A 24,321-nucleotide genomic window follows, 5' to 3' on the forward strand; every position below is an offset into this window, starting at 1 on the left:
ATTGGCGTCGATAAATTGAGTTGAAAAGGGCAATTACGCATGTCTCTATCCAAACGCGTCCTGATTGTTGATGATGAGGCGCCAATTCGCGAAATGATCGCTGTTGCGCTAGAAATGGCTGGCTACGACTGCTTCGAAGCAAGCAATGCCACAGAAGCACACGGCCTGATCGTGGATGACAAGCCAGATATGGTCTTGTTGGACTGGATGATGCCAGGCATGAGCGGAATCGAATTTGCACGCCGTCTGCGTAAAGATGAAACCACCGCCGATATCCCTATTATTATGCTCACGGCTAAAACCGATGAAGATAATAAAATTAAAGGCCTAGAAACCGGTGTAGACGACTACATCACTAAGCCCTTTTCACCACGCGAACTCGTAGCTCGTCTCAAGACTGTACTGCGTCGTACAACGCCTAAAGGCATTGAAGAACCAGTCACAGTGGACGGTCTAACCCTAGATCCTATTTCACATCGCGTAACGTCTGATCAGTCGCCAATCGAACTTGGCCCGACTGAATTTCGCCTACTGCAATTCTTTATGACACACCAAGATCGTGCCTACTCTCGTGGCCAGCTACTGGATATGGTGTGGGGTGGTAACGTCTACGTTGAAGAACGTACTGTTGATGTTCATATCCGTCGTTTACGAAAAGCACTTGGCGAGCGTCATGACTATCTGGTACAAACAGTCAGAGGAACGGGTTACCGCTTCTCTGCCGATGTTGCCTGACCAGAACTCAAGGAAAACCCCATGCACAAAAACCGCCACTCGATGTTTACCAGCTTATTGCTGGTGAGTGGATGCTCCTTTGCTTTGGGGCTTTTAATAGGTTATCCAAGTTGGGCTTTAGCGTTAAGTCTATTTGTATGGGCCTTTTTTCAAGCACGCCAATTCAATCGTTTGATGCAGTGGTTCCAATCCGAAGTGAAACAGGAACCACCTGAATGCACAGGCCATTGGGGTGAGCTTTTTGATGAGCTTTCACGCCTACAACGTGGTCGTCAAAAGCGCGAAGATCGCTTAAAAAGTATTATTTCGCGCTTTCAAGACTCTACTTCAGCCTTATCCGATGCCATTATCATTATCGATAGACACCACAACTTAGAGTGGTGGAACAAGTCTGCTAACCATCTGTTAGGGCTTAATCAGGAATCAGACCGCGGTATGCCGGTCATGAACCTTCTACGTGATCCGCGCTTTGTTCGCTATTACAAACGCGGGCAATACAACGACTCGATTACCCTACCATCACCAGCACACAGTGATATTCAGATTCAGTTTCATATCACACGCTTTGGTGATGAAGATCGTTTGTTAGTCGCACGTGATGTATCACGTCTAATGCGTCTGGAACAAACACGACAAGACTTCGTTGCTAACGCTTCCCACGAGCTTCGTACACCGCTTACGGTAATTAGGGGATACTTGGAAACCTTCTTGGACCAAGCCCTGCCAAAACCGCTACTGCGCGGTCTGAGCTCAATGCAAAACCAAGCGCGCCGCATGGAAAATTTGGTTTCGGACCTATTGCTACTATCTCGCTTAGAAGCCAGTAACCAAGCATCGGATGAACACCCTATCCAGATCCGCAGTGTCCTGACTCATATTGTTGAAGATGCAGAGCAACTGGCGAAAACACTGGATAAAGATCACAAGATCTCGCTCGATATCGATAACGCTTTTGATCTTAACGGCCAAGAGATTGAGCTACACAGTGCCTTTTCGAATCTGGTATTTAACGCCGTGCGTTACACTCCGGCGAACGGCAAGATAGAAGTACGTTGGTGGACCGACGAGCAAGGCGGTCACTTCTCGGTAAAAGACACAGGTCCGGGCATTGAAGCGATGCATCTGCCTCGTCTAACCGAGCGTTTCTATCGTGTGGATGAGAGCCGATCTTCTGCTAGCGGTGGCACAGGCCTAGGTTTAGCCATTGTGAAGCACGTGCTAGCACGTCACGGTGGCCAGCTTACGATTAAGAGTAAACTTGGCAAAGGCAGTACTTTTGCCTGTCACTTCCCAACAGAGATGATCGCACCGTCTCATGTGGAAGATGAACATTCTGCGTAAGCTTATTTGAAGAGATAAAACTAAACGGCCTGCTCAAAGCAGGCCGTTTTTCTATTTACGATTCCAGACGTTTTTGGTCCAGATCGATCTCAGTAGTTGAGTGGGCCTCGACCCAGTAGATGGTTGCACCAACTACCGCAGCAGGCATAAGAATCAAGTTCAATAATGGCACCAACATGCCAAGTTGAATCAAGCCACCAAAACCGATTGACGTTAGGCGATCAGACTTCAACATAAGCTTCATATTCTTAAAGCTAACTTTGTTGTTATCCATCGGATAATCACAGTACTGAATCGCCATCATCCAAGCACCAAACAAGATCCACAAAAATGGCGAGATCAGGTTGATCACTGGTATAAACGACAGCACCAACAGAAACAGAACACGAGGTAGATAATAGGCAAGCTTAGAAAGCTCGCGACCAATCGCTCTTGGAATCAGCGCGATAACCTCTTTCCAGCCATCATCAGTGACTATATCACCGCGTAGGCGCTTCTCTACCTTCTCAGATAGGAAGCCATTAAACGGCGCAGCGATAATATTGGCGACTATAGAGAAGCCATAATAAACAAAGACAATAACTAACAAAGCCATCACTGGCCATAAAACGTAGTGCAGAAACTGCAACCACTCCCAATCAGGTAGAAATGTTGTAATTAAGCCATCAACCCAAGCGCCAAAGTTACTAAACAATAACCAAATCGCGGTTACAAACAGCACAATATTGGTTAGTAGTGGAACAAGCACAAAAGGACGAATTTCCGGGTCTGGCAACATCTGCAAGCCCCGTAAAACATAGCTTCCACCTTTTACTGGATTTCCTTTCATAAAGACCTTTTAGTAAGTTAAAAATACAATTAATTTTATCGCAACAGCACCTATCATCATCATAAGACCCACACGGTTTACGTTAAATTCCCGCTTTGTCATATCCATGGTAGGTTTCCAAAATTCCACCAGCGACTTAAAGTCTTTGGTGCGTCCAGCGTACATCGCTAGAGAAACCAAAAATACTAGCAAACCACCCCAAAATAAAAATTGCTCTAATATTGCCAGATACATCACATTCGCCTTTACTTATTGCCAGTAGAAAGTAACCCGTTTTATGCTTACGGCTCATTGATCAGATGACCTTGAACCAAAAACGGTTCCCTAGCGTACCAAAAAACAATGTAGTCGGCTGCACTGCCTTGGTTGAGCAACTTATTTTTCCACCAGACCATAGCGCAGATAAACGACGCTAGTATTACGCAGCTGCTGGAGTAGTAAATGAAAGCGATACAAATTTCACAGTTTGGTTCCAACGACGTCTTAAAATATACCGAACTGGATAAACCTGAACTGAATTCAGGTGAAGTCCTCGTCAAAAACAAAGCCGCAGGCGTAAACCCGATCGATTGGAAAACCTGTTCGGGCGGCGGTGCAGCGCCTTTTATAGGCGAGTTACCTTTTGTTCCAGGTTGGGAGTTTGCAGGCACGATTGAAGCCGTAGCCGATGATGTCACTGACTTTAGTGTCGGCGATGAAGTCTTCGGTTTAATCCGCTTCCCTGAAGCGGCTGGCTGTTTTGCTGAGTATATTGCTGCTCCAGCTGATCAGATTAGCCTTCGCCCTGAAGGTCTGCCAGTTGAAGCAGCAGCAGGCCTAGGTTTAGCAGGTCTAACCGCATGGCAGGCATTGTTTGATAAAGGCCACCTACAGGCATCCCAGCAAGTGGTGATTCTGGCAGGTGCTGGCGGTGTCGGTCACTTAGCGATTCAACTGGCGAAATGGATGGGCGCACGCGTTGCAACGACTGCATCGGCTAAAAACCACGAGTTTTTGAAATCACTCGGCGCAGATCTAGTGATCGATTACCACAACGACAAAATCACCGATCATATCGATAATGTCGATCTGGTTATTGACGGTATGGGCGGCGAGATCGGTATCGAAGCGCTTAACTGTGTAAAACCGGGCGGTACACTAGTAACCCTGCCCTCAGTGACCAAAGATGCGGTTATCGCAGCGGGTAAAGCGATGAAGGTGAAAGTGGAGCCTATCCGTGTAGAAGCTAACAACGAACAGCTAGATCGCTTAGCAGGCCTTTATGCCGACCGTAAGTTAGCGCTGCAACTAGCGGACACTTATCCAATAGAAAAAGTCGACGATGCTTTTGATGCCAGCAGATCTGGCAGAACTCAGGGCAAGCTAGTTCTGACTGTCTAATAACACATAACAGTGGTGCAATAGGTTTCGCTATTGCGCCCTTCTCTTTGCTCAATTAACGGACTAATTCGACAAAAATGCTTAGACCATCTTTACTTTTATCCCTATTGGTTTTCACACACCAAACTTACGCATCTTCCCTACAAGACGCAGATAAATTATTAGCCTCTGGAAACTGTAAAGAAGCAGTCAAAATCTACAAAGCAGGTTCTGATAAAGGTATTCCTTATGCGAGTTTTAAACTTGGTCTACTTCATTCTTCGCATAGCTGCGTTAACTTAGACTTCATTGCGGCAGAGAAATATTACCAAGCAGCAGCTCAGAAAGGATTCAAATATGCTTATGCAAACTTAGGTAGTTTGTACTTCGGGGATGATGCTCCATTACCCGATAACGAAAAAGCGTATAAAGCTTGGACCAAAGCTAAAGAGTTAGGTGTTGATACTCGGTACAACTTATCCATTCTTCTGTACTTAGGTGAAGGTGTTGAACCCTCCCCCTTGTTAGCGGAAGAATATTTAATAGACCTAATTAAAAACAACAGTAATGATGCACTACTAGCCAAAAGCTTATTAATGGATTTCTACTCTGAAGAAAATGGCCCACTTTATTCAGAAGAGAAATTAGAACGGCTTAAGGCTTCACTGTAGTTGAGTAGTTAAACCGCTAAATAGCTCTTTGAGTTTTAAAAGCTCAAGCCCTGATAAACATACATCGCAGTGACTTTATCCATACTGGTAGTGATCTTTTCTGCTGATCTTACCACTAAGGCTAATCGCCCTTTATCAGACGCTGAATCCGATAGCCCCTTAAAGCGTTTGAAGTCGCGTTGAATTTTATTCAATTCAGCTTTGATCTGATCGTTATTAAGCGGGTCGCCTTCTAGCTCCGCTCGGTTCTGTTCAAATAGCTGCAGCGAGCTGATAAAGGCTTCACTGTACTCATCTTGGAAACCCCATGCTCTTAGCGCGTAGTGACTAGTGACGCGTTGCGCCAACATACGGACAAAACCTGCATTACTAATGACTTTACCAAAGCGGCTATCGTTATTCTCAACGATCTCCATCGTAACCGCACTCCACTGTTGCAGTAGTAACTCGGTTGCTTGTCTTACTTCGGTTGCCTTCTCGCGTGTTGGCTTTGCAAGATAAAGCGGTTTAACCACTTCCCATTGCTCAGTTGCACGTTTTAAAGCCTGTTTCTCAGCATCCGTTTTAGCGTAATCCAAAATCAGTTTTTGAGTTTCTTCGTAATCTTTGATCGATTCAGCTAACTCTTGCTCTGCCTTGCGGCCACGCACAGACAAACCGATCAGCATATAGTCCTTCAGCATCTGCTGAGTCAGCATACTCTGGTGAGAAGCTGTATTTATGGCATGCTCAATCGAAGTAATCTCTGCAGCACTATGACCACTGAGAAAGAGCAAACTCATCAAAACATAACGAATCAAACGCATCAGATACTCCTTTTTAGACGCAAGCTTCAGCTAATAAGCTCTCTACCTGATCTAACAAATGGTTTTCTGACCATGGCTTGGTCAGATACACATCGACTCCTGCATCCGTTGCCTCTAATCTATGTTTATCAGTCGATCGTGAGGTGATCATTATCACGGGGATATGAGCCGTTTCTTCACGGTTTTTCAAGATGGTCGATAATTCAACGCCTCCCATTCGAGGCATCTCCATATCGGTCAGAATCAAATCAGGCTGGCGCTTGCGAACCTGATTCAACGCATCCAAACCGTCTATCGCTGTCATCACTTCATAGCCTGTGTCTTTCAACAGAGTCTCAAGGGATTTCCGCGCACTCAAAGAATCATCCACCACCAGCAGGCGCGGAAGTTCCAAATCTATTTCGTTGTCTAGCAGCATCGGCTGATCAGACAAGGTCGTTCGTTGATGACGAATACGGGCCGGTAAGTCGACGATTGGTGCTGCTTCACCGTTGGCAAGAATAGTCAGGCCCGGAATACCTGGCAGATCAGGAACATATTCGCCCATCTGTTTAAAGGCCAGTTCTCGGTGAGCGATAATCTCTTTCACCAAAACAGCCACTCGCTCACCTTGCGCCATATTAACGATCAATACCGGGTGCACAGCTCCCGGCTCTAGATAGAGATGCTTGCGTTGATGCAGAAGGTTTTCCAGCATAAACACTGGGTAGCTCTCACCCTCATGGATAAAGGACAATTCCTCTTCAGTTTCTTGGAACTTACCATCCAACGAGATTAAGCTTTGCTCAACACCATGGCCTGCCAATGCGAATACCTGCTTACCGCAGCGGACAAGTAAGGTTTTAACCATCAAGGAGCTGGCAGGCATCGCCAAGGTAAAGGAGGTACCTTCACCTGCTGAGGATTGAATATCTAGGGTACCCTGTAGACGCAGGATCTGCTGATACACTACATCCATACCAATGCCACGACCAGACAATTGGCTGATTTGATCACGGGTGGAGAAACCTGGAATCAGAATGAGTCGGTGAACATCATCCGAGCTCAATGGTAGGTCAGGCTCGATCAATTTCTTCTCATGAGCCATCGCTAATACGCGTTGGGTATTGATGCCATCGCCATCATCTTGACAGCTTACTTCGATCTGACCGTCATGAAGACTGAAGCTTAGGGTAATCGTACCCTGCTCCGGCTTACCTCGTTGACGCCTTAATCCTGTACTTTCTAAGCCATGATCAACCGCATTACGAATGATATGCATCAGCGGGTCAGCTAACTGGTTCAAGATATTGCTATCCACCAGCGTATCTTCACCCTGAATAACTAAACGCGCTTCTTTACCGGTAGAACGGCATACTTGTCGCAAGATACGTTGTAAACGTGAAGAGATCGTACTGACTTCGACTTGTCGTGTACTTAAAACATTGTCGAGGGTCTCTTTCTGCAAGCTAGATTGCGCGATATGCAGTGTACTCAAGCTATGGATATGTCCTTCCATCTCCTGAGTAACCTCACGCACGTCGGCTACAGCTTCTTGCACACGTGAGATAGTCGTGTGCATTTCGTTATAGCGATCCATCTCGAGTGGATCGAAGTCATCCGCGTTTTCATCCAGATGAGGCTGTAGATTCATCTGTTCGCTGAACTGTTGTTCCAACTCAAAGAGAACACGCTGCAAGTTACGATGACGCTCACGGTTAGTTCGAGTAAAGCCGCGTAACTGTGTAACCTCTTCATCAAGCTGGGCGTTCAACGTGCTTGATTCCCCCGCCAAACGGAACAGTGTATCCAATACGGTGCGCGGCACTCGGAAGACCTGATTTTCTTCTCGAGCGGTGTCTGCTGCAGGAGCCTCTGCTTCACTCGCTTGAGTGTTTTCAGCCAGATCGGCAGCATCATCACTTGCTACCGCCGGTTCTACAGCGGTACGTTCTTGTTCTTTATCAAGGGCGTCCACACCTTCTGTTTTAAGGCGGTAATCCCAATCCATAATCAACTGCAGCGTCGACAGCGCATTATCAGGCGCATTTCCGCCCGCGGTGATGGCCTCTGCCATTGCCGCTAAACAATCAGACGCCTCAAACAGATCATCCTTCAAACTACCGGTAGGTAGCTGATCCTGATCCGCTAAGAATTCCAGTACATCCTCTAGACGGTGAGCCAAGTTAGCTAAGCCCTTGATACCTGCCATATTGGCCAAGCCTTTCAAGGTGTGCACTGCACGCTGCGCGCTGCGCAATGCAGGCTTATGCTCCTGGTCCAACAACTGCTGAATACTGTCTAAGTATTCATCCGATAGCGTTGGCAATTCGTTGTGCAGCATATCCGATAACTGAGGATCAATTTCCCCAGATTCATGCAACTCAATGTCTTCCGGTTTTGCTTCCTCACGTACCAGATCTTCACTTGTCTGCAGTGACGCTAGCGCGAATAGATCGGTAATGTATTTAGTTTCGTCAGCCGTAGGCCTGCAAGGTAAGGATTCATGACTGAAAGCAGTTAACAGTGCTTGTTGATGTTCCGCTGCCCCTAGATCAGAGAAGTAATCCAGTAAGCAGTTAAGCGCGTTATAAACTGCGTTAATTTTGTCTTCTAGAAGCGGAATCTGATGTTGCTGTAGGTAACTTAGGTTCGCCATTAAACCTTCAACCAGCACTTTTGCGCCATTAAGGTTGATAGTCTGTAGCGCACGAATAACAGTCTCTAGCCCATCAATGCTCTCTTCTACCGTTGCTGGTTCTATCTCTGTCTGCAGCCACTGGTCTGATAACAGCTGGATTGATTGCGATAGCATTGTGACAACCGCAGGGTCCACTTGGGCATTCCCCTGCTCCAATACAGCCTGATCAATCTCACAGAAAGCCGGTGCTTCCGGCAGAATAGCAATGCTTGGTTCATCGTCAGCAACTGGCGCTTCAACGGTGCCAGCTAGCTCATTAGAAGAATCGCTTACATTAATATCTGAGCGTAATCGCTCCAAATCCTGTGCCAATAATGGTTTTAAGAACTCAGTATCTTCAGCCAGTACGGGTTCTGACCAGCGCGATTCAACCATCATGTTCAATACAGGTTCAATCTGTTGATCATCTGCTGACTGTAATAGGTTTTCTATCGCTTGATGCAGCTGCTCTGCTATCGCCTGTTCTGATAATTCAGGAACTTGCAGTAGCAGTTCACCATACAGCGCAAGCATGTCGGTAATACCGGTCCAATCTGCCTCAGAATAATCATCGATTAACTCGTAGTATTGATCAGAGTGAAGCTCTTCAAAGCGATCAAGATCATCACCCATCTGCTGCAGTAAGGGCAGCAATTCGGGTAATTTATGAGTGATATCACATTGCGTAACTGTCTGCGGAAGCGGCGGTAAATCCGCTTCAATTGGCTGCTTTAGCAATTCACTTTGTACGTCTTCATCAGAATCAGCACTTAGCTTCTGGCAATCGTTCAATAACAGATCACGAAGGAAGCTGCCGTCCTCTTCAGGTACCGGCTCAACCCATGCTGAATCGCTCATAAGCGCCAGTAGTGAATCAATATTCTGCTCACACGGCTGTTCTAACAAACGAATAATAGCGCTATTAAGCTTGGTCGCGAGATGAGCGCCATCGAGCTCCTCGAGTTGCTGTAAAAGTTCGCCATACAGGGCCAACATATCAGCGATACCAGCCCAATCTTCTTCGGAATAACGATCAATTAGATCGTAGAACTGATCGGTATATTCAGCCTCAAACAGTGTTATATCTGCCGCCATTTGGCGTAGCAACGGCACAAGCTCTGGTAAACATTGCTCAGCAGATATCGCAGACCCTATGTGATCATTCGATACTTCATATTCCGCAGCTACCTCTTCAATATCAGCAGAGATAGACGGTGCTATATCACCCACTAAGGCTTTAAAATCACTCTGCAATAAATCGATTAGGAAGCTCGTATCTTCATCAGCAACTGGTTCAAGCCAAGCCGGATCTTTCATCAGTGCTAGAGCTGGCTCGATCTGCTGGCAATCAAGGCTCTGTAGAAGGTTTTTCAGTGCTGTGTTTAATAGCGTAGCAATCTGGGTATCGCCTAGCTCATCCAACTGCTGAAGTAGCTCGCCGTAAAGCGCCAACGTATCAGCAAGACCGGTTAAATCATCTTCGGAGCAGCGATCAATCAGATCATAGAGGTGGTCAGATTGTTCCTCAGCGAAACCTGGTAATGAGGTAGCTATAGTCCCTAGAAGCTCAACCAACTCAACCGCGATCGGGTGACTAGATGATGCAGTATCAGACGCATTCAAACCCTCAACTTCTGCAGTCACCTCAACCTGTTCAACATCACTTAACTGCGATTGTGGTTGCAGTTGGCGACTGTCATCTTGTAAAAGTTCGAGAAGGAATTCAGCATCTTCAGCAGCCACAGGCTCTGGCCAATCGTCACTTTGCAATAAAGTCACTAACCCTTGCGCGACTTCCTCTGGCGACTGAGAAAACAAACTCTGCAGTTTGTCAGACATCTCTGACATCACCGTTTCGGTCTGCTTCAGCTGAGCATCATTTAAAGACTCTAACAGCTCAGCATACAACGCTAAAAAGTCAGATAGCCCGGTAAGGTTATGCTCACTAAACTGGTCGACATACTCATACAGCTCGACCACCAGTTCCGTTAGAGGCAACTCCATTTTCAGGCAAAGCTTCTGCTTCGCTGTCAGCCACTCGATGGCTAGTTTAGGATCAAACATTGATCTCTATCCCACCTATTCTCAGGATGAAGCGAGTTTAAATACACTAACTGATTTCTGAAGCTCGTCTGCCGCATCTACCAGCTCATCAGATAGTTCAGCCTGCTGCTTCATTTCGGCGTTGGTCGCTTGAGTGGTTTCGTTAATGCTATTTGCACGGGTACGTAGCTCTTCCGCTACTTTCGCCTGTTTAACCGAACTGTGTGCGATACGTACTACGGAATCTACCAGCGTTTGCGTTGTTGCACGGGTTTCATCCATACGCTCACCGGCTTCTTCCGCTAGGCGCGTGCCCTCGACTACGTCGGTGATTACGTTGTTGATTACGTTAATCGTATCCGATGTCTCAAGCTGGATATTATTTACTAGGGATTCGATCTCTGAGGTCGCTTCACGGGAGTTCTCCGCCAGACGTTGTACCTCATCTACTACCACCATCAAACCACGACCCGCTTCACCGGCTGACGCCGCGTGCATACTCGCGTTAAGGGACAGTACGTGAGTACGTTCAGAGATGTTGTTGATCAGGTTGACGATACCACCGATCTCTTGAGAACGTTCGCCCAATCGTTTGATACGTTTTTCCGCCTCGTGGATGGTCTGGCGGATTTTGTTGATACTGTCGATTGTCTGAGATACGGAGTCCATCGCAGTTTCAGATGTTTTGATCGCTTTCTGAGATGCGTTGTTCGACAGTACGGCCAATTTAGAGATCAATTCCATTGCACGGATTGCGGAATCCAAACCATTCAATGTTTCACTGATCTCCTCTTTCTCTCGTTCCGCATAGCTCAATACCGTTTCAGACTGAGATTTCACCTGAACCGATGCATCATTTACACGGGTAGATACGCTGTTTACTTCCTGCAATACCGATTCAATGGACTCAACCAACTGGTTGATGGAGTCAGATACCGCACCCGTTACATCTTCCGCTACAGGTACACGTACCGTTAGATCTCGCTGGGATATCTGGAATACGTTCTGGATCAAGGTAATGATCGAGCTGTTAAGACGTTGGTTCTCTTGTTCCTTAATTTGAAGAGCGTTCTCTTTCTCATCAAGCATGTTATCCAATACGCTCGATAGCTGACCCAGTTCGTCTTCCGTGTCCAAGCCGCTTCGTGCTTCTACATCGCCTTCACGTACCTTATCTACCGCATTCTGGATGGTTTTCAGTGGGTCAATTACACCATATTTGATGATGGATAGAGAGATTGCCATCGCCACGATCATCAAACCGATAGAGATCAAGAAGTAGGTCGCCATCTCGGTAGTATCATCAGCAATCAGCAGGTCATTTTGTATTTTGTAGCTAGCTGCTAGCTCGGTTACTTCATCGATCTTGGGAGACAGTTTGTCGATGATCTCTTGCAGGCTGGCAAACTGAGTTTGTTTACGTTGGATCGCTTCGGCAAGCTCGGCTACTAGCTGTTCTACTTGTTCAATATTACCTGATGCAGACGCACGGCTATCAGATAAGGATTTAACTTTGCTGGAATCTAGGTGGGCCGTTTCGATCTGTCTTCTGATGGTATAAAGGTCTGTTTGAATAATATCTAAATCGACGTCTCGACCATCAGTCGCTATGTACTCATTGATATCCGTTTGTACAACTTCAAGTTGTTCACGAACCCAGTTACGGTTGATCCATAAAACCAGCGGCTCTGTCTCGGAAATCAGTGTACGGATTTCGGCAGATAAACCTTCATCCTTGCTTACACCAATCTGAATCGCTGTTTCAGAGGCATCGTAAAAGGCATCTTGATACTGATCCATGATGACCTGAAACTGCTCTACCAGCTGTTTATCTTTGTCAGTACGTAGGTAGGTTTTAAGGCTCAGGATATCTTTATCCAATTTCGCCATTACATCGTTATAGATGGATAGACGATCCATCTCCTTCGCTACCTGAAAACTCTTCTCTTGGAAACGGGCCTCGGCCACACTCTCCTGAATGTCTCGTACCAGTAGCAAAAAGCTATTTAAGTTTTGAGAACGTTGTTTTGCTTCCTCCTGCAGAACGATTGTCTGGTAGTAGGACGCACTCATAAAGAACAGACCGGCACAGAGCAACCCTAATACGATTGCGAACTTAATCGGTATCCTAATGTTCTTAAATTCCCAAAAAGACTGCATAGCTCGCTCACTCCGTACTTTTAAAACTGTTTCTTCAAGGCTAGGAACAATCGGTGATGATCAATTTCGACCCAGTGCCGCTCTTGATGCTCATATACCTGTCCTGCTGCCTGACGGATAACATCAGGCAGATCCCCACATGCTTGATCCAGTAAAACTGGGTCCGTGATACTCTGAGGTGGTTGGGTCAATAAGACGCCAACGGTCTTCGGATGATCATCGATCAGCAATACCCAGGATTGCGGGGCTGTGTTGCCATCTAAGATTTGCAGGTACCTATTTAGATCGTAAACAGGCACCGTTTCGCCACGGTGATTCATAAATCCGGCGAACCAGTCTGGTGTAGATGGGATCGAACAAATTGAGGGCGCTTTCGCTACCTCTGCCCGGGTTAGTTCCGAGATAAGTAGTTGGTAACTACCGATCTCAAAACCATGCCGGATCTGGTGAATGCTAGGCTGATCATCCGCTTTTATATTTGTTGTTAGCTGAGCATCCATCGCGTATTTCTCAAGTTAACGCAGAAATTTGCGCCATTAGTTCTGCATCAGTGAAAGGCTTAGAAACCATGGCTGTCGCACCTTGTAGTTGTGCCCACACCTTGTCTGCCTCTTCGTTTTTACTTGATACAATCACTACTGGAATATGTTTTGTCGTTTCGTCAGACGTGATCTGACGACAGGCTGAGTAACCATCCATTTCTGGCATGACGATATCCATAAAAATCAGATCAGGATTTTCCGTCTTTGCCTTTTCAAGACCCTGCTTACCATCGTTGGCAGCTACTACTTCGACACCGCAAGAAGCCAATACTGTACAAATATGCTTCTGCTGAACTAGGTCATCTTCAACAACCAATACTTTTTTCACTGGATAGCTCCATTTACTTACGCTTTCTGAAATTCATCAACCCAATTGGATACTCGGCCGATCACCTTCTGAAACTCTTCATGCACGATTGGCTTGGTCAGATAAGTGGAACAGCCCGACATAATTCCTTTCACCTCATCCATAGGTGAAGTCTTAGAGGTCAGCATGATGATTGGGGTTTTCTTTAAATCTGGACGTTTACGCATCTCTGTACAGGCTTCGAACCCGTCCATGCCGGGCATAACCACATCCAGAAAGATAAAGTCATAACTATGATCTGTTACATTCGCGAGTGCTTCTTCGCCAGAACCGGCAAAGTGCACATTAACCGGTAGCGGTAACTGCTGTAACTCGGCATTTAATGCCTGTTGCATCACATCGTTGTCATCCACTACCAATACTTGATAATTGATTCGACCACTTTCAACTGCGGCACTGTCCTTAGGCTCAGGTGCAGTGTATTTACTGAAAGTATCTTCTTGTTGCTCCTGTTTAGCAGACTCGAGATCCATCTCTTCGTTTTCCCGCGTCATCTTATCTAGGGCACGTAAAACGCGAGAAGAAACCAGAGGGTAACCAAGATGAGCATGCTCCTCATTTTTAGGCTTACCACGGCCAACCAAAATGATGCGAGCATGGTAACTTTGAGGAATTTCCGCTAATTCAGGGTATAGAGTGAGGTCAAATCCAAATACGAGCAACAGGTCAGGAAGCTCAGAAAAATCGGGAGTTACCAACGTATAACGGGTCTGCTTAGATAGCTTGAAAATTTTTTCCAGCTTAACCCGCTGATCGTTAGGAAAACCTATTGAACCTATCAGCATATCAGCCCCATACCCTTACAGATGAAGTGGGATATGCTACAAGTCGAGGGGGAGTCGGATGATCGATATCACCCAAAATATCAAGACTGCCCTGAGCTATCCCAGACGAACGCGGGATAATACACGGCGCTTGTTTCATTAATGCTGCAGCCTCACAACTTACTCGCTGTGAACTACCATTGCAGTAACACATGACTTCCATAAGCTAGCACTAGCAACCCACAGCATACAAAATGCAGTTGCCAGTCTCCATCTCTACTCTTGAATTTATTATTTTTATTAGTGACGTCTAAAAAAACGTCTATCTATATACACTACAGATTTTATTAGACGAATAAAACCCTGTGCGCTAACAGTGTGCGGGGCTTATGTTAGAACTATTTAAATTAAGATAGCAACTAAAAAAAACGGACCTTTTGGTCCGTTTCATTACTTTTCGCTGCAAAATAACTGCTGTTGCCGCATGAGAAGGCGACAACCTTCGCCTCTGACATCCCGACTCCAACAGGCGTGGCGCGCCCATGATTTATCATCTTCGGTGCGTTCTTCGCGGAATTCAGGTACATCCTTACAGAAATTTTCGCTTGGCGATGCATTGTTTAGACAGGCTTTTAAAAATTTGCCGTGCTTAATCGTACAACTAAACCCTGAGCATTGATTAAAACTACTCAACGCTTCTTCTAAACAGGTTTGTTGGTCGGACTTTTGGCCTAACTCCAACCCTCTTTGCTGAAATTCGTTATTCTGATCAGCCAGCTCCTGATTCCAACCCGGTAACCACTTATCTTGCGTTAGCCAAGCCAAGAAAGTGCCCGCTACGAGCAATAACAGAATTCCCCAAATAATCTTTTTAACCATTAAGCTTCCTTACGTGGACGCCAAAGCAGTCCTTTCATACACATAAATACACCCACAACCGATAGCAACATGCCACCATTCACCACCAATGGATGCCTTACTAACAAAGGTTTGAAAGGATGTTCCTGCTCAAGATCACATTCAGCCAGATCATAATTATATGAACCGCCCTGATCTAAGCATGCCTCAACAGCACTTTGATCGACATAGAAGAGGACCATCAAAGCGACCGATGGCAAAATCAGAAGTATTAAACCAATTCGTAGCATGAACTATTCGCTATCACTAATACCAAGATTACTGTAACCGTCGTTATGCGCCAGTTCACGTAGCTCTTGCAATGCATCACGACGCGGTAAGTCATCTTGGATGATCTCTAGAATATCCGCTTGGAAATCATCTTCTTGCACCATAAGGTCGTGTGTATTGATGAATCTAACCAGCTCATCATCAGAGATCTGATCATCCGCGTTTAGCTCAATAAACGTCGCCACCGACTCACGAGACATATTGGCAACAGTCAGAACTTCGCTGGCATCTGCAGCGATTACGGTATTAAGTGTAGAGAACAGCGCTACAACTGCATCCAAAGCTGGAGACGCGCCGTACATATCGAACTCTTCCAGATCAGGCATATTGTCTTCTACCTTATCCAGCTGAACTTCGAAGTTCATTTTAGCACCGGTATTGTTCAGATGATCCCAAACTGCATCCAGAATTTGACGCATTTTGCTGACATCACCAAACTCCATCATACGAGCAAACAGAGCAAAATTAGGGAACATGCGTTCTGTGATCGCAGCGCAGTAGGCCGCTAACTGCCAATCTTTAAGATCGTAGAACTCTTTGTCAAAGCGCTGATCAGACATCTAATTCACCTGAACTATTGGAAAGTGTTTATTGTACCGGTTTTACGGCTAATTGCAGTGAAATCTGTAGCTATTCTCGCGCCAACATATAAGCCCGCTCAGAGACATCGTGCCAAGCCATCGCTTGCTGTCTAAAATTCTCAAATGATTCGTAGATTTTAACCGCTCTAGGATCTTTTTCTAACTCTTGTTGAATCACCTCATGAGATGCTACACGTAGTTGCTCCAACACCTCATCAGGAAACGGGCGTAGCTCGACTTTATGAACCTTTAACAGCACTTCTAAGGCACGGTGATTCTTCGCAGTTAGCTCCGCCAGCATCTCTTGATTAGCTACTTTCATGGCATTAGTCACGATCAATTGCAGATCTTTCGGCAACTGGTTCATCGCTTGTTTATTCACAATACATTCGATGGTTGTACCGGGCTCATGCCAACCGGGGTAGTAGTAATATTTAGCAACTTTATAAAGGCCCAAAGCCACATCGTTGTAGGGAGCAGCCCACTCTGCAGCCTCAATATCCCCCTGTTCAAGCGCTCGAAAAATCTCATCGCCCGATAACAATACCGGTTCCGCACCTAGACGTTTCACCACCTCCCCGCCTAAGCCAGGGATACGCATTTTTAGACCTTTAAAATCCTCAATGCTGTTAATTTCGCGGTTAAACCAGCCACCCATTTGTACACCGGTATTACCACAAGCAGCTGGGATCAAATCATATTCTGCGTAGAGCTCCTGCCAAAGTTCGAGACCACGTCCTTGATACAACCAAGCATTCATCTCTTGCGCAGTCATTCCAAAAGGTACCGCCGCAAAAAACTGCGCTGCCCTGACTTTGTCTTGCCAATAAAATGCAGCGCCATGGCCCATTTCAGCTTCGCCTTGGGAGACCGTTTCAAATACTTCTGAGGGGGCGACCTTTTCATGGGCACCATAAACAGATATCTGGATACGACCGCCACTCATCTCATTGATTAAGTTAGCGAGAAAATTAGCCCCTACCCCAAATCCTGGGAAGTTTTTAGGCCAAGTCGTGACCATACTCCAACGATATTCAGGAATTAGTGCTGCATGACTAACTTGAGGCGCCGTCGCTAACGCGGCGGCAATGGGCAGAGAACCCGCTTGCTGAATAAACTTACGACGTTTCACAAATGGAAACCTTATTTATTTTTTTAACGAAAATAACATGCGATTTTTCACTCCGCAATTTACGACAAATGATGATCTGAGCGTCAGAAGGTTGTTATACTTAAAACTGTAGTATTAATTTATAAGTGCTAAGTGAGGTGTAAGGTTGAACTCGTTCAATCTGCTTAAGTCGATTGCGCAAGCGCGTGAAAACTTGAGGAAGTCAGAGCAAAAAGTTGCGGATTATGTTTTAGCTCACGCTAATGAAGTGATCCATATGCGCATTGTTGATCTAGCATCTGAAGCCAATGTCAGTGAGCCTACCGTGGTTCGTTTCTGTCGTGCCCTAAGCTACGATGGCTTCCAAGATTTTAAACTCACCTTAGCTCAAGGCTTAGCCAGTAATAATCATTTCGAGCAATTTTCTCTAAACTCAAAAGACACTGTGACTGAGTTTAAGGAAAAGATCTTCGACTCCATGATTGGTAACTTGCTTAATATCAAAGAGCAACTAGATACCACTACAGTTGAACGTGCGATCGCTGCGCTAGCTAAGGCTCGCCGTGTCGAGTTCTATGGCTTTGGTGCATCTGCGCCTGTTTGTACTGACGCCGCGCATAAATTCCATCGTTTGAAAGTATCCAGCACCTCTTATTCCGATCCTCACATGCAAGCTATCTCAGCTGTATCACTTGATGATCGTGATGTCGTTGTGGCTATCTCTCAGACCGGCCGCACAAAAGACCTTTTACATACAGTCAAACTGGTAAAAGAAACCGGAACAACCGTTATCTCACTCTGCCCAAGTGATACTCCTCTAGCAGATCTTGCAAGCATTCCAATCCATATCGACCTAGAAGAAGATAAAGATCTAAGCACCCTGATGTCATCCCGTGTACTTCATCTAGTTGTTATTGATGTACTCGCAGTCGGTGTAGCGATGAAGCTGGGTCCTGGGCTGGTTGATCACCTAAAAACCATTAAACGTAGCCTTAGATCTTTGCGTCAAAACGACAAACGACCAAGCGCTCCTCCTACCGATGAAATGGACGAAGATTAAGCTATTTCTGTCACATTTGTGACATATCTTCTTCACCCTTTTGCAACATAGGCTTTTTAATATTCCTTTCGGAATTCGCCGAAAACTGTTTGATATTTGTTCAGAGCTATTATAAAACAGAGATAAGGCTGTATTAAAAAGCGTGTTTAATAAATTTTTTATTGAGCAACTTCACCAGAGCCCCTCATCGAGGAGCGAAGGGTTTATGCCTTAACAAGCATAATCAGTTACTGCTTCGCTCGATGGGCCTTCTGACCGTTAAGATAAGATCAGGAGCTTACTATGCTGCATAAAACTGAAGAGCTTAACGAAACCCAGGTTGAAGTATTTGATCTGTTAGTGGGTTTTGAAGAAGAAGAAAAACTTTCCCGCAAAAAACTCGCAACGCGCCGCGCGCTTAGAGCTCGCCGAGCCATCGAACAACGCCAAGAAGAAAAAGAACTCGCCTCTCATATCGACGAATGTTGGTTTGATGAGTAACGCAAAATCGCTTGCTATGATTACTTACAAATAAAAACGCCAGTCCTAAAAACTGGCGTTTTTACATAGACTGCTTACTAGTACTCTGGATAGAGGATATTCAGCGGTATTGATCGGCTACCTTCCACCACGATTGCACAATGCTTACGCTTAAGCTGACGCGGCTCAGTTACACCACAAGAGTGCGCGATCATCTCCACCTCGTGAACCAAATGGTTGTGGTAGTTTGCCACACGATCCGCTTTCACCATTGGCACTAATCCGCGCTGTAGGTCAGGATCATGGGTAGTAATGCCGGTTGGGCAAGTATTCTTATTACACTGCAATGCCTGAATACAACCAAGCGCAAACATGAAGCCACGACCCGTTACGGTGAAGTCAGCACCCATACAAAGTGCAGCAGCAACATCAGTAGGGTTGATCAATTTACCTGAAGCAATGACGCGGACACGCTCACGCAGGTTATGAGCCATAAGCTTGTTTACCAAAATAGGTAAACTCTCTCGTAACGGAAGGCCGACACTGTCCATCAACGGCATAGGCGCAGCACCGGTACCACCGTCACAACCATCTAGGGTAATAAAGTCTGGAGCACTCTCTACACCACGCTTGTTAACCGATTCGCAAAATTCATCTAGCCACTCGGCATCGCCCAACACCATTTTGAAACCACAAGGTTTACCAGTGATGCGACGAACCTTCTCAATCATATCAAGCAGATCATCGATAGATGCAATATCTGGATGACGGTTTGGACTCAAAGAATCTTGCCCTATAGGGATGCCGCGAACAGCCGCAATCTCTGGTGTTACCTTCTCACCCGGCAGGATACCTCCTTTACCCGGTTTAGCCCCCTGACTGAGTTTTATCTCGAACATTTTTACCTGAGGAATATCACCTTTCTCTTTTAGCTTTTCCTCAGAGAAATTGCCGTCTTCATCACGTAAACCATATTTCGCAGTACCAATCTGATAAACAATGTCGCAACCTGACTCTAAGTGGAAAGGCGATACACCGCCTTCACCTGTATTCATCCAGCACCTCGCTTTGTTAGCGCCTTGAGACAATGCTTCGATTGCAGGTCGTGACAATGCGCCATAACTCATGCCGGAAATATTAAAGAAAGACGCAGCATCGTAAGGCGTCTTACAGTAAGGACCTATACGTAAGCTCTGCGTTGTTACCGCATCTTCCTTTAGAGTTGGGAAAGGACAGTTTAGAAAGTAATAGGTGCCTGGGATACGTAGATCTCGTGATGAACCAAAAGCGATTGTACTATCTACATTCTTGGCCGCTCGATAAACCCAAGAGCGCTGCGCACGGTTAAATGGCATCTCCTCACGGTCCATAGCAAAGAAGTACTGACGGAAAAATTCACCGGCATGTTCAAACAGATAGCGGAAGCGACCAATCAGAGGGTAATTACGACGGATTGTTTGCGCTGTTTGATGCTTATCGATTTGGTATAAAACTACCGCCACAACGATTGCGACAACAAACAGTACCAAAAACGCAATACCAACGAACGCGATAAAATTTATAGCAAAGCTCGACATTGAATCATTCATGCTATGGACCTCCTATAGACATAGCACCGCCTCTTAATGAGGTTTTATCTTTGTTTGTATGCTGTATCGGCTTCTGTGTAAATAGATAAATAAAAATATCCTATAGTTATTAATAGGCTATCACTGATTTTTAACCTTATAAGCGAAAATCCTGTCGTAACATTAATACTTTCTAACATTTAAAAAGACATACAAAAGCAAGGTATTTAAACGACAAAGGCAGATTTTATGCCCTAAAAATCGACTTTTTTTGCCTGATATTTGCCAACCCCCTTTATCAAGAGGTATGGTACGTCGCTCTTCTATTTTTTAGACTTTCAGCCTAAGGAATAGTACTTTTTTATAGGTCATATTTACGAATTGAGCCTAACCCTGATTCATTTTTGAACAGGCGCTTGTTTTTTCGTTATACGCCCCTATTTAACTAGGTATTGTTTAACGTAAGCCTATTTTCTCTATACGTAAGAGCTTACGGATTCAGATTTTGATAACTACCGAATTGGAAGACCTGCTTCATGACCAACTTGCCTGACGTTACCAGCCATCAAAACCCTGAGATTCACGGCTCTCTGGACTGGGTGGGCATGAATGGAATCACCGTCCCTCTGCAATTTGACGATAGTAAACTAGGTGTCAACAGCATCGAAGCACGCGTTAATACCTACGTTAATCTGGTAAACCCTAAGGTTAAAGGCATCCACATGTCTCGCCTTTACCTTGCTCTAAGCAACTTTTTTGAAAATCAAACGCTGAATGTTCCAGCGTTAACAGATTTCCTATCGCACCTATTGGATAGCCATCACGATATCTCGACTCAAGTTTTCCTAAACTTTGATTTTGATTTCCTAATCAAGCGTGACGCCCTAAAAAGCGATAACAGCGGTTGGAAAAGCTACTCCACAACCCTACGTGCGACACTAAGAGACGGTGAAGTCGTTCTGGAACTGGCAACTCGTGTTCCTTATTCATCAACTTGCCCGTGTTCAGCAGCACTATCACGTCAACTATTAGCTCAAGCATTCACTGATGACTTTGCCAACAAAGGCAGCATTAACGTTGAAGATGTAGAGAACTGGTTGAAGTCTGAAAAAGGCTCTTTTGCTACGCCTCACAGCCAGCGCAGCCAGGCAACAGCTTGGGTTAAACTGGATAAAGACATGGGTGCTTTCCCACTAACAGATCTAATTGATCTTGTTGAAGATGCCCTAAAAACGCCGGTACAAACGGCAGTAAAACGTGCTGATGAGCAAGAGTTTGCCCGTTTGAACGGTCACAACCTAATGTTCTGTGAAGACGCAGCACGACGCGTTAAACAAGCACTACTAAACCAAGAGCAGTATGCAGACTTCTGGTTGAAGGTAGAGCACTTCGAAAGCTTACACGCTCATGATGCAGTTGCTCTTGCGTCTAAAGGTATTGCCGGCGGTTACAGCCCAGCTGATTACAGCTAAGCTTTAAATCCAATGCTAAAAAGGCAGCTAAATAGCTGCCTTTTTTGTATCTGGAATTTATAGCTAAAAGAACAGCTATTCCGCCTCCAACAGTCTTTTCAACTGCTGATCATTCATCTGATTCCAAGACAGTGGCAGGTCGACAATTATCCCTGACTCACCTCTTTGATTGACCCGATTATTACTCACTTTGTTCACGAGATAGCTATCTTCATCACCACCCGCATCCACAAAAAATGAAAGACTGGGTCCTCCATGGTAATCATTAGGGCCACTTCGCGCCGGGTACACTTGATAAGTGTCTTTTCCCTGCTGATCTACAAATAACGCCAATCCATTGTGGGCCGATGCACCCAGGGAAAAGCTATTCCCCTTGGCGTAAAAATCGTCTCCCATATCATCTAAAAAAACAGTCGCAGAGAGATCCCAAGCGGCACTGTTTGCTGCCCCAACCCAGCTTTGATAATGGTCGGCGCCGCCTTGATCCCAGAAAGAACCCAACGCCGAATGGGAGGCAAAACCTTGAGCATAGCGCGAGCCTTCATAAACGTCAGATTGTTGCCCAAGATCGATTAGAGCTCCCCAGCCAAAGTAATAACCACCACCTTGCGAAAAGTTGCCGGCTTCGTATACATCTTCACCACCATCATCCAGCAACACACCTATCCCACCAGAGGCTTGATGGCGGAGACCAACGCCAACTCCCTGAGAGAACCCTTTGTAGATCCCAACACCATTAGAGTAACTTGATCGATAATGACCCGATGCATGATAGCGATCATCACCACCTTTTGAGATTAGAGCCGCAAAAGCACCGGGACCGGAAAAACCTTGAGCAAAGCCCCCAGCATCAAACTCATCATCTCCACTACCATCAACAACAGCAGCAAAGCCTTTCCCCAATGCACTGGCTTGGGTAAACCGTATACCGCGATACAGATCATCCCCACGACGGTCAATCAGAAGACCCACACCAGTCAAAGCGCTCCCTTGGGCAAAAGGTTGATTACTGGTGTAACGATCATTGCCCGCGTGATCATAGAGAATACCCACCCCCATAAAGCCACTACCTTGGGCAACAGGTTGTGCCGACTGGTAGCGGTCGTCCCCTCCAAGGTCTATTAATAGCGTTATAGGTAAATCAGGCCGAGCAGCGGCAACTGGAACTCTGTATTGATCAGAACCACCCAGATCGATAATGATAGGAAAGTTTTCTAGGTATTGGTTGTTGCCACTCCCGGCAACGAGAATCCCTTTTTCTGATTGCCATAGAACATCGCCTTTTACCCCTTTCACTTTTACATGATCTCTTTGCTGCTGCTCAAACAGGCGCAGGTCACTTTCGAGCTGAGACAAATAATCAGGTTCTATTGCGACTGACATAACTTCTGCAGCCACTACTAAAGAGGAAACATCCACCTTTATCAGTATTTCTAAAGCCTGATTATGCTGCTCTAAACGCTGAACATCGTCATCTAGATAGAGAAATAAACGCTCAGCAAACTGCTCAGCTAAGGTAGGCAATACTTGAGCAAGATGGTCCCGCTCCTCAGAAGTAAGTGCAGCAAAAGCCTGATTAACTCTTGCTTGAGCTATACCGAGTAACTGTTCTAAATAATGGCCATGTTCAACAACAGTTGCTCTGCTCTTGGGCCTGATAGGTAGGCTTAAAGCACCAGAAGTTTTAGGAAGGTCTAACTGTGATCGAGCTACCTTAAACAACTGATCAAGATTAAGCTGCTTTCCTCTTTGGACCCGCTGTAAATCCGCTCCTAACACTCGAGTAGCGAGTGAGAGCTTTAATGGGTCTCTATGGAGGTAACGCACTGTATTTAATCGAAAAGAGTCCTCAATCATCTGATCCTTTTCAAATCTTTGTAGCAGCTCCTGATAACGATGATCTAACACTGCTTGTGTGGGAGAAAGCTGAATGACTTTATAGACAAAATTTTCTTCGGCAGAGATCTCAGCATTTTCTAGATCAGGACGTAATCTCGAATTTTCCGGCAATGCCTTGTTCACTGATCCTGGTTTAGGGCTCAAAACAGTCGTAACCAACTTTTCCTGTTCTGAAACTCGCCCTTCCAAAGTCACCCGCTGGTTAGGATAAGCATTCAGCAAGCGTTCCCAGTGCGGAATAACGACTGAGCCTGCCAACCCTAAATGCGTGCTTTCTAAAGGTTGATCATCAATAGATAACTGATCTGAAACAGTGCGGCGTTTTATCTTAAAAACAAGTTCAGTTCCCGCGCCAAGGTTTTGAATCCGAGATCGAAGAAAAGCAGTCACCTCTTTTCGAGGTCTTTCTAATGGTTCGCCATCCAACGCTACTAAAAGATCGCCAGATTTTAAGCCTGCTTGATCCGCGGAAGAACCGGGTACCACAGCAACAACACAGACAAGTGCTCGATCTTCTTGCGCTTCGCCAATCTGCTCTGCCGCCATAATAATGCCGAGATAACCAGGTAGCTCAGTTTTAGATAATGACGCATGCGGTGATTCAGTAGGAGGGACGATCTGAGAGCAAGCACTCAGGGTAAGTGCAGCCAAGAGCAGTAAAACAGATTGAATATTTGTTCGGGCAAGATAGGCCATGTAAGTTCCGT

At 45.6% G+C, this 24,321-nt stretch carries 21 protein-coding genes; 7 read left to right on the forward strand and 14 right to left on the reverse strand.

All coding sequences use genetic code 11. The features are described from left to right. The first annotated feature begins 39 nt into the window (after positions 1-39). Both phoB and phoR read left to right on the forward strand, forming a co-directional pair. Positions 40-735, forward strand: coding sequence for a phosphate regulon transcriptional regulator PhoB (phoB, locus tag ACMXYV_RS17620; RefSeq protein ID WP_415886324.1), 696 nt, complete (start codon positions 40-42; stop codon positions 733-735). Between the two features lie 21 nt (positions 736-756). After that, positions 757-2,076 (forward strand): phosphate regulon sensor histidine kinase PhoR, encoded by a 1,320-nt coding sequence (gene phoR, locus ACMXYV_RS17625; RefSeq protein ID WP_415889696.1) that lies wholly within the window; start codon positions 757-759, stop codon positions 2,074-2,076. 55 nt (positions 2,077-2,131) lie between these two features. Here phoR and cysZ read toward each other — a convergent pair whose 3' ends face one another. Next, positions 2,132-2,905 (reverse strand): sulfate transporter CysZ, encoded by a 774-nt coding sequence (gene cysZ / locus ACMXYV_RS17630; RefSeq protein ID WP_415889697.1) that lies wholly within the window; start codon positions 2,903-2,905, stop codon positions 2,132-2,134. Positions 2,906-2,914: 9 nt separating this feature from the next. Further along, positions 2,915-3,139, reverse strand: a complete 225-nt coding sequence (locus ACMXYV_RS17635) for a hypothetical protein (protein WP_415882917.1) — start codon at positions 3,137-3,139, stop codon at positions 2,915-2,917. A 207-nt stretch (positions 3,140-3,346) separates the two neighbouring features. On the opposite strand from ACMXYV_RS17635, the gene ACMXYV_RS17640 reads away from it, so the two are divergent. Then, the gene (locus tag ACMXYV_RS17640; protein WP_415889698.1) at positions 3,347-4,285 is read left to right on the forward strand and encodes an NADP-dependent oxidoreductase; all 939 of its coding nucleotides are present in this window, start codon (positions 3,347-3,349) and stop codon (positions 4,283-4,285) included. A 77-nt stretch (positions 4,286-4,362) separates the two neighbouring features. Next, positions 4,363-4,935, forward strand: a complete 573-nt coding sequence (locus tag ACMXYV_RS17645; RefSeq protein WP_415889699.1) for a tetratricopeptide repeat protein — start codon at positions 4,363-4,365, stop codon at positions 4,933-4,935. 35 nt (positions 4,936-4,970) lie between these two features. Here the strand turns inward: ACMXYV_RS17645 and ACMXYV_RS17650 are convergent, their stop codons facing one another. From ACMXYV_RS17650 to ACMXYV_RS17695, 10 genes are all read right to left on the reverse strand, one after another. Continuing rightward, positions 4,971-5,741, reverse strand: coding sequence for a hypothetical protein (locus tag ACMXYV_RS17650; RefSeq protein ID WP_415889700.1), 771 nt, complete (start codon positions 5,739-5,741; stop codon positions 4,971-4,973). Between the two features lie 13 nt (positions 5,742-5,754). Beyond that, a complete protein-coding gene (locus tag ACMXYV_RS17655) occupies positions 5,755-10,464 on the reverse strand; it encodes a response regulator (RefSeq protein ID WP_415889701.1) in 4,710 nt (1,569 codons plus the stop codon). A gap of 21 nt (positions 10,465-10,485) precedes the next feature. Continuing rightward, positions 10,486-12,603, reverse strand: a complete 2,118-nt coding sequence (locus ACMXYV_RS17660; RefSeq protein ID WP_415889702.1) for a methyl-accepting chemotaxis protein — start codon at positions 12,601-12,603, stop codon at positions 10,486-10,488. A gap of 20 nt (positions 12,604-12,623) precedes the next feature. Then, entirely contained in the window at positions 12,624-13,103 is a 480-nt protein-coding gene (locus tag ACMXYV_RS17665) for a chemotaxis protein CheW (protein WP_415889703.1), read from the reverse strand. 10 nt (positions 13,104-13,113) lie between these two features. Further along, positions 13,114-13,473, reverse strand: coding sequence for a response regulator (locus ACMXYV_RS17670; RefSeq protein ID WP_415889704.1), 360 nt, complete (start codon positions 13,471-13,473; stop codon positions 13,114-13,116). Between the two features lie 17 nt (positions 13,474-13,490). Further along, positions 13,491-14,297 (reverse strand): response regulator, encoded by an 807-nt coding sequence (locus ACMXYV_RS17675; protein ID WP_415889705.1) that lies wholly within the window; start codon positions 14,295-14,297, stop codon positions 13,491-13,493. A 429-nt stretch (positions 14,298-14,726) separates the two neighbouring features. After that, positions 14,727-15,155, reverse strand: a complete 429-nt coding sequence (locus ACMXYV_RS17680; protein WP_415889706.1) for a hypothetical protein — start codon at positions 15,153-15,155, stop codon at positions 14,727-14,729. Then, entirely contained in the window at positions 15,155-15,424 is a 270-nt protein-coding gene (locus tag ACMXYV_RS17685) for a hypothetical protein (RefSeq protein ID WP_415889707.1), read from the reverse strand. The genes ACMXYV_RS17680 and ACMXYV_RS17685 overlap by 1 nt, the downstream gene beginning before the upstream one ends. A 3-nt stretch (positions 15,425-15,427) precedes the next feature. Further along, positions 15,428-16,024 carry a YjaG family protein gene (locus ACMXYV_RS17690; protein WP_415889708.1) on the reverse strand — a complete coding sequence of 199 codons (597 nt, stop codon included), beginning with the start codon at positions 16,022-16,024 and terminating at the stop codon, positions 15,428-15,430. Between the two features lie 70 nt (positions 16,025-16,094). Further along, positions 16,095-17,177: a TRAP transporter substrate-binding protein gene (locus ACMXYV_RS17695; protein ID WP_415889709.1), complete on the reverse strand. Its 1,083-nt coding sequence runs from the start codon at positions 17,175-17,177 to the stop codon at positions 16,095-16,097. Positions 17,178-17,322: 145 nt separating this feature from the next. Between ACMXYV_RS17695 and ACMXYV_RS17700 the strand changes: the two genes are divergently transcribed. Both ACMXYV_RS17700 and ACMXYV_RS17705 read left to right on the forward strand, forming a co-directional pair. Next, positions 17,323-18,216, forward strand: coding sequence for an SIS domain-containing protein (locus ACMXYV_RS17700; RefSeq protein ID WP_415889710.1), 894 nt, complete (start codon positions 17,323-17,325; stop codon positions 18,214-18,216). A gap of 282 nt (positions 18,217-18,498) precedes the next feature. Further along, the gene (locus ACMXYV_RS17705; RefSeq protein ID WP_415882932.1) at positions 18,499-18,696 is read left to right on the forward strand and encodes a PA3496 family putative envelope integrity protein; all 198 of its coding nucleotides are present in this window, start codon (positions 18,499-18,501) and stop codon (positions 18,694-18,696) included. 77 nt (positions 18,697-18,773) lie between these two features. On the opposite strand, the gene ACMXYV_RS17710 is transcribed toward ACMXYV_RS17705, so the two are convergent. After that, positions 18,774-20,264, reverse strand: a complete 1,491-nt coding sequence (locus ACMXYV_RS17710) for an FMN-binding glutamate synthase family protein (protein WP_415889711.1) — start codon at positions 20,262-20,264, stop codon at positions 18,774-18,776. A 515-nt stretch (positions 20,265-20,779) separates the two neighbouring features. Between ACMXYV_RS17710 and folE2 the strand changes: the two genes are divergently transcribed. After that, complete coding sequence (gene folE2, locus ACMXYV_RS17715; RefSeq protein WP_415889712.1) at positions 20,780-21,715, forward strand: GTP cyclohydrolase FolE2; 936 nt, start codon at positions 20,780-20,782, stop codon at positions 21,713-21,715. A gap of 75 nt (positions 21,716-21,790) precedes the next feature. Here folE2 and ACMXYV_RS17720 read toward each other — a convergent pair whose 3' ends face one another. Continuing rightward, complete coding sequence (locus ACMXYV_RS17720; RefSeq protein WP_415889713.1) at positions 21,791-24,310, reverse strand: PDZ domain-containing protein; 2,520 nt, start codon at positions 24,308-24,310, stop codon at positions 21,791-21,793. Positions 24,311-24,321 lie beyond the last annotated feature (11 nt).

It is taken from the genome of Neptuniibacter sp. SY11_33 (assembly GCF_047778025.1).
Classification (GTDB): domain Bacteria; phylum Pseudomonadota; class Gammaproteobacteria; order Pseudomonadales; family Balneatricaceae; genus Neptuniibacter.

Bases quoted from the DNA above. Each gene is read 5' to 3' on its own strand.
- folE2 (WP_415889712.1), top strand. From the start codon at position 20,780: ATGACCAACTTGCCTGACGTTACCAGCCATCAAAACCCTGAGATTCAC.
- ACMXYV_RS17720 (WP_415889713.1), bottom strand. From the start codon at position 24,310: ATGGCCTATCTTGCCCGAACAAATATTCAATCTGTTTTACTGCTCTTG.
- ACMXYV_RS17710 (WP_415889711.1), bottom strand. From the start codon at position 20,264: ATGAATGATTCAATGTCGAGCTTTGCTATAAATTTTATCGCGTTCGTT.
- ACMXYV_RS17660 (WP_415889702.1), bottom strand. From the start codon at position 12,603: ATGCAGTCTTTTTGGGAATTTAAGAACATTAGGATACCGATTAAGTTC.
- ACMXYV_RS17675 (WP_415889705.1), bottom strand. From the start codon at position 14,297: ATGCTGATAGGTTCAATAGGTTTTCCTAACGATCAGCGGGTTAAGCTG.
- ACMXYV_RS17655 (WP_415889701.1), bottom strand. From the start codon at position 10,464: ATGTTTGATCCTAAACTAGCCATCGAGTGGCTGACAGCGAAGCAGAAG.
- ACMXYV_RS17640 (WP_415889698.1), top strand. From the start codon at position 3,347: ATGAAAGCGATACAAATTTCACAGTTTGGTTCCAACGACGTCTTAAAA.
- cysZ (WP_415889697.1), bottom strand. From the start codon at position 2,905: ATGAAAGGAAATCCAGTAAAAGGTGGAAGCTATGTTTTACGGGGCTTG.
- ACMXYV_RS17705 (WP_415882932.1), top strand. From the start codon at position 18,499: ATGCTGCATAAAACTGAAGAGCTTAACGAAACCCAGGTTGAAGTATTT.
- ACMXYV_RS17690 (WP_415889708.1), bottom strand. From the start codon at position 16,024: ATGTCTGATCAGCGCTTTGACAAAGAGTTCTACGATCTTAAAGATTGG.
- ACMXYV_RS17685 (WP_415889707.1), bottom strand. From the start codon at position 15,424: ATGCTACGAATTGGTTTAATACTTCTGATTTTGCCATCGGTCGCTTTG.
- ACMXYV_RS17645 (WP_415889699.1), top strand. From the start codon at position 4,363: ATGCTTAGACCATCTTTACTTTTATCCCTATTGGTTTTCACACACCAA.
- phoR (WP_415889696.1), top strand. From the start codon at position 757: ATGCACAAAAACCGCCACTCGATGTTTACCAGCTTATTGCTGGTGAGT.
- phoB (WP_415886324.1), top strand. From the start codon at position 40: ATGTCTCTATCCAAACGCGTCCTGATTGTTGATGATGAGGCGCCAATT.
- ACMXYV_RS17650 (WP_415889700.1), bottom strand. From the start codon at position 5,741: ATGCGTTTGATTCGTTATGTTTTGATGAGTTTGCTCTTTCTCAGTGGT.
- ACMXYV_RS17665 (WP_415889703.1), bottom strand. From the start codon at position 13,103: ATGGATGCTCAGCTAACAACAAATATAAAAGCGGATGATCAGCCTAGC.
- ACMXYV_RS17635 (WP_415882917.1), bottom strand. From the start codon at position 3,139: ATGTATCTGGCAATATTAGAGCAATTTTTATTTTGGGGTGGTTTGCTA.
- ACMXYV_RS17680 (WP_415889706.1), bottom strand. From the start codon at position 15,155: ATGGTTAAAAAGATTATTTGGGGAATTCTGTTATTGCTCGTAGCGGGC.